Source organism: Pedobacter steynii (assembly GCF_900103665.1).
Lineage (GTDB): Bacteria > Bacteroidota > Bacteroidia > Sphingobacteriales > Sphingobacteriaceae > Pedobacter > Pedobacter steynii.
The window spans coordinates 634,180-647,652 of sequence record NZ_FNGY01000001.1; the positions used below are offsets into that span (position 1 = coordinate 634,180).

The window sequence follows — 13,473 nt, forward strand, 5'->3', positions numbered from 1 at the left end:
TAATTTTTAATTATTCAGGCAGTACTTGTGCTGCCTGAATTTTCACTCCTTTAAACTCTGATTTATGAATATTTTAAAAACTTTAGGTTTAGTACTGCTGCTTTCTAACTGTGGAAAAAAAAGTGATGGCGCAGCAACTCCGTCTCCTTCACTCACAAAGCCAAAAACATTTAGTCTGATTGACGCAAACAATGCATTTGACTCATTTAATACTGCATTTTACGATACTAATAGGAAATTGTACTACAGTAAAAGCGATAGAAAAGATATTGCTGAGGGTTGGACACAGGCTGTATTCTGGGATAGCGCCATGGCTGCTTATAAAAGAAGTAAAAGCGAGGCCCATCTAAAATTGGTTAATGAAATTTATCAGGGAGGTGCCCTGGCCTATTCTAATTTTGACTGGAAGAAAGTTAAAGAAATCAATGGTTTTATTTATGATGACATGATGTGGTGGATTATTTCTTTATCCCGTGCTTACGAATTGACAAACGATCAAAAATATTTGGATGTAGCAACAGCGGGTTTCAAATACGTATGGGATAATTCATACGATCCCATAGATGGAGGTATGCGTTGGAGTTGGAAAGTAGATGGAAAGAATGCTTGTATTAATTATCCTACTGTTATCGCTGCAATGACCCTATATAACATTACTAAAAAACAAGACTATATGGATAAGGCTAAGAATATCTACACCTGGTCCCGAACAAATCTGTTTCAGACTTCAACAGGAAGGGTTGCAGATCATAAAGTTGGTAATAACCCGCCGGGATTTGAAGATTACACTTATAATCAGGGAACTTTTATTGGAGCAGCAGTTATGTTGTTTAAGGCTACAAATGATCAGGACTTTTTAACGGACGCTAAGTTAGCCGCAGATTATACAAAAAATAAAATGTCTGATGGTAAGGGTGTTTTACCCGCAGAGGGCGAATGGAATGAACAAGGAGTGTTAAAAGCAGTTTTTGCGCAGTACATGCAAATGTTGATCGTCGATGCGGGACAGAGCCAATATAGTGAATGGATGCACTACAATATTAATCTAGCTTGGGTAAACCGCGACCAAAAAAGAACACTCATGTTCAGAGATTACAAAGTTGCATGTCCAACTGGTGTTATACAGTCCTTCGAAGCGAGTAGTGGTGTCGCTTTTATGCAATTGTTTGACCCGATAGCTAATTAATCAAAATGCCTTTTTAGGAACGTTTATTGGACTTACTCATTAATATTCCCGCTTTTTTTGTCGGGAATATTTTTTTGTATTTGCTTAGTCTGCTTCTATACCAATAAAATACCGCTCGAAAAGGACTACCGGTATTTTATTGGTGACGAGTAGATGAACTTACATCCTCTTTTATAACCGGCCTCTTCAATAATCTTGGCTACTGCGGAAAGCAAATATCATAGAATATGTTTTACGATTAATCCGATGATATTTGCTTTCCCTATTCTCATACCTCGCACAAACTAATTTTGCTTATAGCCGGTATCCTCAATAGTTTCAAGAATCTTCTCTTTAAGTTCAGTACTGATCCGTTTTTCATGGGCTCTGCCATTAGGAACAAAGGAAAACATTTTGATTAGTTATTACATCGCTATGTGACATCCTTAATAGAGAGTTTAGCCATTTGGTGTACTAGTGTTTTACTTTATAAAATTTGTAAGCGAACAAGAAGATTACGATATAGCAGATAATCGGAGTATAATAAGCAGTCGCAATACCAGATTTGTCGGCTACCGCACCCATGATAAATGGAAAAAATGCGCCGCCCACTACACCCATAGATAAAAATGAGGCTGCCTGCTGGGTACGTGCGCCAAGGTTCTTAAGACCCAAACTAAATATGGTAGGAAACATAATGCTGAAAAAGAAATTGATCATCAGTAAAGCGATGAACGATACCAGGCCAAAACTTTGCGCTACAATGATACACATAACGATATTGCCTAAGGCGAAGATCGCCAGTAATTTGTTGGGTGCAATTACCCGCATCAAAAATGTTCCGATAAAGCGTCCTGCGAGCATCATTCCCATAAATAAAACCATATAGTTTCCTGCCTTAGCATCGCTAAAGCCCATTTTTTCGTGAGCGTAATTGATGAAAAACGCCCATGTACCAGCCTGGGCTGCTACATTAAAGAATTGTGCCGCGACAGCCCATACAAAATGTTTATGGTCGAATAGCTTTTTCTCCGGAGCAACATCGATGTTCATCGCAGCTTCATCTACTTCAGCAACCGCATGAGGGTCTGTGGTAGGCGGAACTTTGACAAAAGAAAAGGATACAGCCACTAGTAAAATAACTATGCCAATTACTGCATACAGGATCTTGACTGATGTTAAGTCTGTGCTGCCCTCCACGTTATTGCGCAATAAAAAATAACTGCCAATTGCAGGGCCGAGCATAGCACCAACCGCATTGAAAGATTGGGCGAAATTGATGCGCTGATCGCTGGTACGCTGATCACCTAATGAGGCTACGAATGGGTGTGCAACGGTCTCCAGTGTAGATAAACCACAGCCCACAATGAATAGGGCGATGCCAAAAAAGGCGAAGGAAGAAATATTGGCTGCCGGTACAAAAAGAAAGGCTCCTGCCGCAAATATGGACAAGCCCAAAAGCACGCCCTTTTTATAGCCAAAGCGTTTCATAAACAATCCCGCAGGGATGCCCATGACGGCATAAGCACCAAAAACAGCAAACTGTACAAATGCTGATTGCGATTTGGACAGGCTCATGGTGTGTTGAAAATGTTTGTTCAGTACATCAGCCATGGTGATGGCGATGCCCCAGAACATAAAAAGGGAAGTGACAAATACGAGGGTGACAAGGAATTTTCTGTCGGTGAAGGTTGCTTTTTTCTGCATGGCTCAATGTTTAATTTGGTTGGTTCAGAGATTATTAACTATAAAAGTATATTCAAACATAGTTATACTAAAATGATTTAGCAACATTAGTAATTTTTAATCATAGCAATTTATGAGTGCATTTTTTATTCAGCGTACTAGTGTATTTTTGCTGTACTCTGTTATCAGAGGACTCTTAACCTTTCTAGTAAAGAGTTGAATCCTTCCTTTAGTACCTTGTTTTCAGTATGAATATGGTCTTTTAGGTATTGCTCAAGCATCCAGCTCCTTGTCTCACTATTGTTTATTTTGAGTTTCATCAACTCTGTGATTGATTGGCCTTCTCCTAAAATGCTTCCAAGTGAGTCTATATCGGAAATAGAGGCAAGCTGTAGGTTTTTAGTCAGTTTGCCATATTGTTCATCCAACATTGGAAGTAAATATGAATTAAGTACAAATATGTCTTCATATCCCGCCAAAATGCTGATAACTTCACTGACAAATTTAAATCTTGGATCACCTGTTTGATTTAGCAGGATGCGGTTACGGAATTCATACAGCTGAATCACTGCTTTTTTAAAACTCCCAGCCTTGATCTCCTGTTCCATTGTGGCTTCATCAAAGAAAGCCCTTGATTTTAGGGTAAGTAATGAGGTTTTTACTTCGATAACAATACAGGTGTTTCCCTGGATGAGGGCGAAATCTGGTAGTTTTTCTCCCGATTTGTTTTCAAAGTCTTCATCCAGATCTATAAGCAGGGTATCTCCATTTGCCTGCATGAGCTGTGTTTTGACATAAGCACGATAGACATCGCCAAAGTAAACTCTAAAAGCATTTTGTTTCATTTTACCGGCTGCCTGACCAAGCTGTTGCTCTTTGTCCGCCAAGAGGTAAAATATGCCTGTGCTGGCTCTATCCAGTAGGTATTTAGACTGGGGAACCACGTAAGCTCCTTTTTTTAGTGTGGAAGAGGCCTCTACTTTAATAGCTGGCATTTGAAGTAAGGGCTCCAGGAAATAGGTGTCAAAAAGTTTGCTCGGAACTTTCCAGTTTTCACCCCGGATGATTCTTTTATAGTCTTCGGATGTACCTGAGGATAGTTTTAAAAACGCTTGTTGTGTAGCATCATTGGCGTATTTATCCAGAGGGCTTTCTATTTCAAGATTATAGTCTATTGAACCATCACATTTGATCCATAAGGCCAGACCCGTGGTTATAAATTCCATAACGTTGATGTCGAAATATTCTGTCAGCTTTTGATTTATTGAATAGTTTCCGTTTACGGATTGTGGCAGCATTTCAAATAACAACAATGCCCTTCCAATAAGACTCAACCTATTACCTTGTAATGGAAACTGGGTTTGTCCTATCCTTCCTAAAATATTATTTGTTAAATTAGAAGAAGCATTTTTTAACTGATCCTCTAATTCAGGATCATAGCTAGCTCCAGCTACATCAAGCGCAAAAGGCAGTGAATTGTCTAATAGCGACAATGGTTTTCCACGGTAGTCGTTAGTTCCCGAAAGCAAAAGTAACCTTGCCAGACGAGTTGCACTTGTGTAGATGTTAAACCTCATTCCAGGTTGAGTAGCACGGCCGAGCCAGATGGCTACCTCTTTAGGAATATCATCGGTTTGCAAATGTGCCGAACCATATTTAAGAGCTGCATTAACAGCCCCGATTAAATAAAGGCTGTCAGAAAGCTGGTACTTCTTAAGATATTGATAAGCTTCTAGAAGCGTGTAGGATTTAGGCTTCATTGTTCTTTTACTTTGCAGATTTTTGCTTCCGGTAATTGGGGCTCAAGAGTTTATGATCTTTTTACTATTGATGGATTCAAGTTAAAAATATACTTCCGGGTAAAGATCAACCAATAGTTCTAGCACTTCTTTCTGTTGTTCCGGCATGTTGAGTTGATATTCTGCAACTTTTTTTTGAAAATTTCCCTTTTTATCATGAGCAACAATTACATCTGTAAGTTTGTAGTATTCAAAGGCCTCTTGAATATATTCCCAATTCCGTTTATAGCTGATCACTACGTTCATGGCAAAGGCAAGCCAACCAGGCAATCTGGTGCCAATGATCTTTTTTTGCTTTGCACTTTCTATTATGGTGATGAGCCTAGCATTTCGGAAAACTTGCGTCGAAAGTCCTTTTTCTGAAAGACTGTTGCAACATTTTAATAAAACGATGTCCGCTTCAATATCTTGTTGGGGCGGATGAGGCCTGGTTTCATAAAAATCAATATCTCTCTGGCTTAAATTATAACCTCGTTGAAAAAGAAAAGGAAGAAGCGTATTCTTATGATTGTAAAGGCAGGGATTATTGAGTAATTCCTGTAACGTGGTTGTGCCATCCAGATTAGTTTTATTTACATCGAATTCAATACGTTGTTCTGCCAACAAAAAATTGATAAAAGAAAAGTCACCGTTTATTGCAGCACTTAAGTAGTAATTTAATTGGGTCTTTTGTTTATGGACTTTGTCGAAGCTTAACTTTTGATTCAATACATATAAATCACCGTCACTAAACCCATCTAATATAGATGGAAACTTATAAAAGTCATATTGATTTCTGCGGTAAGTTGCCATTTTGCTTATTAGATCGCTAACTTTTTGCTGACTTCTTTGACGATATTCTTGGTCCTGTTTTTCCTGGGCTTTTTGACGGATACTTTCTTCTATTTCTTCAAGTCGTATCTGTTCTGATTTTAATTTTTTTGCATAATCCAGATAATAAACCTGAAGCTCCTGGGAACAGAACCTTAATTGATCAAATGTGAGTGACCTGGAGGTCCAGGGGCTATGGAGTTGATTTTTTTCGTTGATATAAGGTGATTTGTAGGTGCAGACCAGTCTCATTTCAATACTGGTCTCATCTAGTTTAAAAAAGTTTTGGTAAGAACTTAGATATTTAATGTCTCTTTCTGTATGGCTCTGACCCTTCACATCAAAAGCATCCAGAATCCAGACAAGATATATTCCTTTTTTACGATAGAAATCCCGGCGATCTAGGATGTAGCGGAATGAAAGCGCTGAGAGCTGGATTTCAAAAACTATCTCTTTTCCCTGATATTTGCAATATACATCAGGCCGACGTTTTTCTTTCCCATGAAATAAATAGTGAGTATCCGCAAAGACAGAATCTTTTTCAACCCCATCAGTAACTTTCAAAAGTTCAGCAATTTTGTTTTTTAGATCACGATGCCTTGGGCTTTCTTTTGCTGTTAATGTGTCATTATAAAGTGTTAGCTCAAGGCTTGAAAACTTCTTGTCTTTCAGTATGCAACTCCCAGCATTTGGCCCATGCCTAAAAAAGAGCCGATCAAATTTACTTGCTGTGATATATAAAGATTGGTCGCATTCGTAACAAAATAATTTTTTACGACTATACTCTTCCCTTATTGCGAAAGCGTCACGAGTGTTGAAGAACACATCATCTGCGTCTAAAAAAATGCCTGCTTGTTTATCAAATGCCAGTTTAATAGCACGTTCTTTCACATTCTTATGTTTTACTTGTAAGTAGTTGCCCCTTTTACGAAGTTACTGAACCATTAATAGATATTTACGCTTTCTTTTCCACAGATTATTTTTTTTAGTAATTTGATAAATGCGGTGTTTTTAGAATTTTGCAGCGTTAATATTTCTTGATAACAAAAAAAATATAATAATAAATCTATATAAATTAGGTGAGTGTATTAATTTTTATATGCATTTTAGGACTAACGCAATCTAACCAAATGATAAAAACTTCCATACAGAATGATTTTTTAGATCTTTTTTATGCTGATATAAGCGATTATCAACTTGAAAACTCTAATAAGCTAAATCTTTTTACGCTGAAAATTGCAAATAATAGTTTTGCTTATGGTGATTTGGTTGAACTTTTAGGTAATAAACTCTACCATTTTGCGCTATCAAGAACAGAAGTAGAATCTTTAAAGCAAAAGGATGAACTCAATACCCTGATTAAAAAATCTAAAGACAAATTAAGGGAATATGTCGAAAAAGAGAGAGCAGATCCCAAAGCATCAAATGGTGAGGGAGGGGAGCTTGGCGAATTGTTATTATATTGCTTACTGGAGTGTCATCTAAATGCACCAAAAATTTTAAGTAAACTAGAGGTTAAAACATCAAATCAGATGTATGTTCATGGTGCTGATGGTGTTCATTTATTGAAAATTTCGGATAAGGATTATCAATTGGTATTTGGTGAATCTAAATTACATGCCAACCTTACACAAGGCATTTACCAAGCCTTTTCCTCTATAGCTAGTTTATTAGAAGACAGAAAAAATAAGCTGAACTTTGAATTAGATTTGGTCAACAGTCAGTTAGTTAAAGAAGTGTTTGATGATTCTGCATATCAAACGCTGAAGAAAATCTTACTCCCTAGCGCTAAGGAGGATACTACCTATATGGATCATTCATTTGGAATATTTCTGGGATTTGATTTGGAGATCACCAAAGATGAGCTTCAAAAATCAAATTCCGATTTCAGGATTCATATTAGAGATAAAATTAAAGCCGAGTTGGAGGGCAGTATCGCTTCTATCAATTATCAAATTAAAAAAGCTGAATTTGTCGGTTATAGCTTTTATGTCTACGTCATTCCTTTTAGTAGTCTTGCCGACACCCGAATCGACATTATTAATCAACTGACAAAATGAGCACTGCTTTAATTGATAAACTTACTGTTGAGATATTACATGAGCCTTATTTTTATGGATTATTGGATAAATGTGCACAAGCAAACGCGTCTGCAAACTTTAACTTCGATGGTAAACTTGATGATCATGTTGAAATGTTATCGAATAAAGAGCTGAAGGACTCACTACGATATGCCGATTTACTTTCTAATTCTGATGATGTAGAGGCGAGAAGGTATGCTTATCAAATTATCACTCATTTAAATTCCACTTTCTCATCGAATGTTTTTTACAGAACAGTGGCCAAGGCCGTTTATTCGAAATTAGGCAATTTCCCAGCTATAAACTATTTGGAAGAAAAGAATGAAAACCTAGCTGAGATTCCATTCTATAGGATTTTGCAGATGGAATCCAAAAAAATTTTACAAGCAGTACCTTACCAAAAAGATCTGGTATTTACAGATGCTCAATATCAGCTCTATTCCAAGTTGGTTAGCAGTACTGAATTTAGCTTTTCTGGTCCTACCTCTATGGGTAAATCTTTTATTATTAAAGCCTTTATAAAAAAAATCATTCGAAACGCTCCAAGGGAAAATATGGTAATTATAGTACCCACCAGGGCATTAATTAATCAATTTGCACTTGACCTAAAGAATGATTTGAATGCAGATTTGAAGACTTTTAAATATAAGATTATTACCAATTCCAGTGTAAACGAACTGACAGAAGAGAGTTTTAATTATATAATGGTGCTGACCCCTGAGCGATTAATTTCATTCTTAGGTAATGACCATCAAACCTCAGTTGGTTTTTTGTTCGTAGATGAGGCACATAAGTTAGCACAACAAAAAGACACCAGAAGTATTACTACCTATGCAGCGATTGAAAAATCCTTGATTAAATATGGGCAAAATCTGAAACTTTATTTTTCTTCTCCTAATGTTTCCAATCCTGAGGTATTTCTGAATCTTTTCGATCGGAATTCCATCGGTAATATCTTTAAAACCAGTGAATCACCGGTTACGCAAAACATCTATTTTGTAGATTTAATCGAAAAACGTTTAGAGACCATCCAAAAAAGTGTAGTCCAAAATAGATTATTGCCTTTTGATGAACGCCTTGAGACAGTTGTTGACGTGATCACCTATTTAGGACGAGGGCAAAATAATCTAATCTATAATAATAGTAAACAGAAGACGATAAATTTGGCTAAAACATTCGCTGACTCCCGTCCCGCTAATAATGATCTTCATCCTGAGGTGCAAAAGGCTATTGTCCAAATCAAAGAATACGTTCATTCTGATTATTATTTAGCAGATTTATTGACTAAAGGGGTAGCTTATCATCATGGACGATTACCTCAGCTCATCAGAAACCTGGTAGAGTATTTATATAAAAATGAATTAGTAACCTATGTTTTCTGTACTTCAACATTATTGGAAGGTGTAAATATGCCTACAAAGAATTTGTTTGTACTCAACAACAAAAATGGTCGCAATAAACTAGAGGAAATAGATTTTTGGAACCTTGTGGGACGCGCAGGACGTTTAAATGTGGAACTATCAGGTAATATTTATTGTATCCGACACGATGACTGCAATTGGGATAATAAAGATTCAATTTTACAGAAGAAGGAGATTAAGATTACTCCTACTGTGATTTCTCGCATTGATGCAAATTTGAAAAAAATCGAGAAGATTCTACAAGAGGAATCAATTTCTGGTACACAGGTAGAAAAAGATGTATTGAAATATATCGCCAATATCATCTCCATAGATAGTTTGCAAACAAAGTCTACTTATCAAAGTCCCATTATTAATAAGCTGATTGCAGATAAAAAAGAAGCGATTATTGATTTAGCAAAAAAGAAGGGGCAGAATATTACTGTGCCGTTTAATGTATTAAATAGCAATCCCTCAATTAATATTAATATCCAGCAGCTGGTATATGATCGCCTAGTAAAAGACCACAAAAACGGTATTAGTATTCTATTACCAAATAGTAATAGTGAGGGATTTTATGAAACCTGTAAATCACTACTCGAAAAATTCCATGTACTTTACAACTGGCCTGATGCTGAAAAGAAGTTGAATAATATAAATAGCATGTCCTACTACGCAACTTTGATGACTCAATGGATTAAAGGATTTAATTTAAATCAGATCATTCAGCAATCAATTGATTATTATACGAATGCTAAAGCTAACGTGGAAGTTGACTTCAGTACTTATGTTCCGTTTGAAGAAGGTAATGTTAAACACATGAATATCGTCATAGAAAATGTAATCGATGATATTGAGTACGTTCTACGTTTTTTATTGGAAAAATATTTTAATCACTACTATCAGATGTTGTTGAGTATTTTGGGAGAGGATAAGGCTGGAGAGAATTGGGCAAATTTATTAGAATACGGAACACAGAACAGAACTGTAATTGCCTTACAAAATGTTGGTTTGTCTCGTCATACGGCATTGTCAATCTTCGCTCGGGGTAGAATATATCTAAATGTTGAAGAGGGGAGGTTGAAGGGGGTAAATAAAGAAGGTCTTATAAGTCTATTTAAACACAACTCGATTGAATATGATGAAATTAATAAGATGCTTTAGTGTTAGTCCTCTGATTTATAACTTTATTGATAAAATGAAGAATACGGAATCACCAAGCCAGTTTTAAAAAAAAAACAAAGACCAAAGATAAAAATAGGGGTAGATGGTTAAATGACTACTATAATGAGACTATTCGAAATTTTCTGGTGGAAGTTCTCTTCTGGCAATAAATAAACCATAAATTTCTGCATCTGGGAATCCAGCTTGAATTACTTCTTTACAGGCGATATAATGCGCGCCAGTAGTCAGTACGTCATCAAATAGCATAATTATGGGCTTTAAATTCGGCACTAAGGTGTCGTCGAAGCTATAGTTCTCTTTAATTTCAGCAACAGTCGGCCTTCTTTTGCCTGCTTCTTCCAAGGTGTGCGTGGCTTCAACACTTTCGTTTACCGCAATTAAATTCCTAATATCTACCTTTTTGTTTTTAGTCGCTAGATCTAATATTTGGTTTAGACGGGTGTCGTACAATGGATCAGTTTTGCTTTTTGAAGGGGGGATTGGCACAATGGTCGTTGTTTCAAAATCTATAATTAATGGTAAAGTATTCTGAAATATCTGCCCAAGGGTTTGAATAGCTCTTTCTTTATGCGGCCACTGTGATGTCCCTTTCTTGTCCATCTTTTTTTTGAGGTTGCTGATCAAGTTATTTTCATCACTATAGGCCCATCCACTCCTTGAAGTATAAACCATTACGTAGTAACATTCGTCCTCAATTGTTAAATGTCTGTGTGCACTTCTTACTAAATCGTCAATTGCGAGAGGGTTATAAACCATTAATGTTGATTTAGTACGTTAATAATATCTGAATATTCTTTAACCCTATGAGCACCTAATTTTTCATACTTCGCTGGCCAGGTTATGTTTTTATTTTGAAAACAGCTTTCTAAGATAAATAACTTCCGTCCTTGTTGTATTGCTGCCCTGGCCTGAATTAAGGTTCCAGATGTCTCTCCAGCCTCAATAATGATTGTGGCCTCTGTCAAAGCAGACATTGTCTTATTCCTTTCAGGAAAAAACAAACGATTACCATGAATTCCCTGTTGGGTATATCTCACGAATGGAACTTGACTGATTAACAAATGTTGATTAGCGATAAAGTTTTGAAGCTCTTTATTCTCTTTTGGATAAAAATCATGTAGCGGAGTTCCGATTACCGCAATTGTCCTTCCTTTAGCTTCAATGGCTGTTTTATGGGCAACTGTGTCTATGCCTTGGGCTAAGCCGGAAACAATAGTGAAATCATCCTGAACTAATAATTTAGCTAATTTGGCCGCGCGTTTAATACCTTCTGGGGAAGGGTTTCTACTGCCCACGATCGCTACCGAACGCGTATTTAGATAATCTAAATTCCCGGAATAATAGAGTACCTGAACAGGTTCTTTAGCATCTTTAAGTCTGTCAGGAAAATCAAACGTGCTTTTTATTAATAGGTTTACATTATATTTTGAATCTTTTTTTATAACCAGATCCTTGATAGTTGGTAATAATTCTGATATCTGATCAGCATTAACAAAATCCGACGGCTTGCTTCCCGGTTGACTTTTGAATAATTCCGAAAGTGATTTAAAACTAGCTTTTCTGTTGGTCCACAATGCTTCATACGCTGCAATTTCTGTTAATGGCGAAATTGAATTTCTAAAAACATTTGTCCTTTTTTTCTCGGCTATCATGATTTTAAAATTTTAAACTTGTACAATTTTCTGCAAAGTTTTAACAATGCTATAACGCTTTTATTAGAGAGATCGTTTTAATTCTGATAGTTATTATGTTCAAGTTTATTGTAAGTAAGTAATTAAATCACAAATAAACAAGAAAATGGGACCTATCTTTTTACTAACAATGTTATGTTCTCAATACTTTGTTCTGTATTGATTTGCAAAAATACTAAAAAAATTAGTAATTTACGCTGTTAGTCTGCAAAATTATCACTTTCCTGCTAATAATTGCTATAATCTGATATCAATTTCATGTCGCAAATGTTGGCCGGATTTGAAAGAGGTTGCTTAGAAGGATATAGGTTTATAGACACCCTTTAAAAAAATCTTCTAGAGAAGCTAACCCGCATACCTCAGTCGATATGATCATTATAAATCTATTGAGCAAGAATGAGAAATATTAAATTATAGTGATACTTTTATGCCTATGCTCAAGACCCCAAATCCACCAATCATTAAGACATCAAATACGTCTTTACTGAAGACTAAAAACATTTATATCGATACACAGGCTTTTGTTGCTAATAATTACTTCCAAAGTGAAAACTTGAAACGGCTCAGCGAATTTGGTAAAAGTGGTGTTGTTAAAATTTTTATGACTGAGATTACCCGTCACGAAATTATTCATAATGCGGCAAATGATTTGATGAATGCAATTCAGGATCTCAATGAATTTAAGAAGAAGTTTGCTAATAAAGGAAAGATCTTAAAGAATATTGAAGAGTTTAAGCCCTATCTGGACTTGCCAAAAATAGAATTCGATAGCCAACTAGATAAAATAACTATAGATTTAAACAGCTTTCTTACTGAAGCTAATATTGAGTTCATTCCATACCACACTGCAGATTTGACTGATATTGTTACTAAGTATTTTGAGCAATCTAAGCCTTTTGGACAAGGAAAAAAGAAACACGAATTTCCTGATGCGATCGTACTTTCATCTATTGAACACTGGTGTAAGACATCAAACCAAAAGATTTATATGATTTCTGGCGATAATGATATGTTTGAAACGAGGTCAAGCACAATTTTGACGGTTAAATCTTTAAAAGATATACTCAGTCTGATTAATAGCCAGAATGATACAGACAAGAGGAAATATTGGATACAATCCGTTTTTGAAAAGCATGAGGAAGTTATTAAGCAAGTAATTTCCGAAGCATTTGAAGAGAAACTTGTTAATGAAACAGGATATGACTTAGAGTTAGAGGATATTGAAATCGATGACTTAGAATTACATGATTATTCTACTGTATTAGATAAAGTTAAAAATGGTGAAACAGTTTTGCAATTGGATTATGATATCTCATTCTCAGCTAGAATAACTTACGACGACTATTCTTATGCTTTTTTTAATAAAGAAAGTAACAAGCCGTTTGGCTCAACTCAAAATGATGTTCGTAAAACATTTACCTTCACGCAGACTGCAGAAATTACTTTTCAAACTACACTTGATGAAAAAGGTTATGAAAATGCGGCAAAGGTTTTTATAAATTGCTCATATACGAGTGTTCCACTGGCTGAAGACCTAATCGATAAACTTGATGGTTATTACTATCGCCCGTCTTAAACTAACTTTAGGTATTCAAAGTAATTTCTTCCATTGTTATTTATGCTATTGTTTACAGATTAGCATTAGTTTATTCCTTT

9 protein-coding genes are annotated in these 13,473 nt (G+C 35.9%); 4 read left to right on the top strand and 5 right to left on the bottom strand.

The window, feature by feature from the left end:
* The first annotated feature begins 64 nt into the window (after window positions 1-64).
* Complete coding sequence (locus BLQ87_RS02480; RefSeq protein WP_074604537.1) at window positions 65-1,186, top strand: glycoside hydrolase family 76 protein; 1,122 nt, start codon at window positions 65-67, stop codon at window positions 1,184-1,186.
* A 453-nt stretch (window positions 1,187-1,639) separates the two neighbouring features.
* Here the strand turns inward: BLQ87_RS02480 and fucP are convergent, their stop codons facing one another.
* The 3 genes from fucP to BLQ87_RS02495 form a co-directional block, all read right to left on the bottom strand.
* Window positions 1,640-2,872, bottom strand: coding sequence for an L-fucose:H+ symporter permease (gene fucP / locus BLQ87_RS02485; RefSeq protein ID WP_074604538.1), 1,233 nt, complete (start codon window positions 2,870-2,872; stop codon window positions 1,640-1,642).
* 164 nt (window positions 2,873-3,036) lie between these two features.
* The gene (locus BLQ87_RS02490; RefSeq protein WP_074604539.1) at window positions 3,037-4,611 is read right to left on the bottom strand and encodes a hypothetical protein; all 1,575 of its coding nucleotides are present in this window, start codon (window positions 4,609-4,611) and stop codon (window positions 3,037-3,039) included.
* 81 nt (window positions 4,612-4,692) lie between these two features.
* On the bottom strand, window positions 4,693-6,351 hold the full coding sequence (locus BLQ87_RS02495; RefSeq protein ID WP_074604540.1) for a DUF6035 family protein: 1,659 nt from the start codon (window positions 6,349-6,351) through the stop codon (window positions 4,693-4,695).
* Window positions 6,352-6,590: 239 nt separating this feature from the next.
* Between BLQ87_RS02495 and BLQ87_RS02500 the strand changes: the two genes are divergently transcribed.
* Both BLQ87_RS02500 and BLQ87_RS02505 read left to right on the top strand, forming a co-directional pair.
* Complete coding sequence (locus BLQ87_RS02500; RefSeq protein ID WP_074604541.1) at window positions 6,591-7,520, top strand: HamA C-terminal domain-containing protein; 930 nt, start codon at window positions 6,591-6,593, stop codon at window positions 7,518-7,520.
* A complete protein-coding gene (locus BLQ87_RS02505) occupies window positions 7,517-10,105 on the top strand; it encodes a DEAD/DEAH box helicase (protein ID WP_074604542.1) in 2,589 nt (862 codons plus the stop codon). The genes BLQ87_RS02500 and BLQ87_RS02505 overlap by 4 nt, the downstream gene beginning before the upstream one ends.
* A 129-nt stretch (window positions 10,106-10,234) precedes the next feature.
* Here BLQ87_RS02505 and BLQ87_RS02510 read toward each other — a convergent pair whose 3' ends face one another.
* Both BLQ87_RS02510 and BLQ87_RS02515 read right to left on the bottom strand, forming a co-directional pair.
* The gene (locus BLQ87_RS02510; RefSeq protein ID WP_074604543.1) at window positions 10,235-10,882 is read right to left on the bottom strand and encodes a hypothetical protein; all 648 of its coding nucleotides are present in this window, start codon (window positions 10,880-10,882) and stop codon (window positions 10,235-10,237) included.
* Window positions 10,882-11,778 carry a DNA-processing protein DprA gene (locus BLQ87_RS02515; RefSeq protein ID WP_074604544.1) on the bottom strand — a complete coding sequence of 299 codons (897 nt, stop codon included), beginning with the start codon at window positions 11,776-11,778 and terminating at the stop codon, window positions 10,882-10,884. The genes BLQ87_RS02510 and BLQ87_RS02515 overlap by 1 nt, the downstream gene beginning before the upstream one ends.
* Before the next feature lie 466 nt (window positions 11,779-12,244).
* On the opposite strand from BLQ87_RS02515, the gene BLQ87_RS02520 reads away from it, so the two are divergent.
* The gene (locus BLQ87_RS02520; RefSeq protein ID WP_083361648.1) at window positions 12,245-13,393 is read left to right on the top strand and encodes a PIN domain-containing protein; all 1,149 of its coding nucleotides are present in this window, start codon (window positions 12,245-12,247) and stop codon (window positions 13,391-13,393) included.
* The last annotated feature ends 80 nt before the right edge of the window (window positions 13,394-13,473 follow it).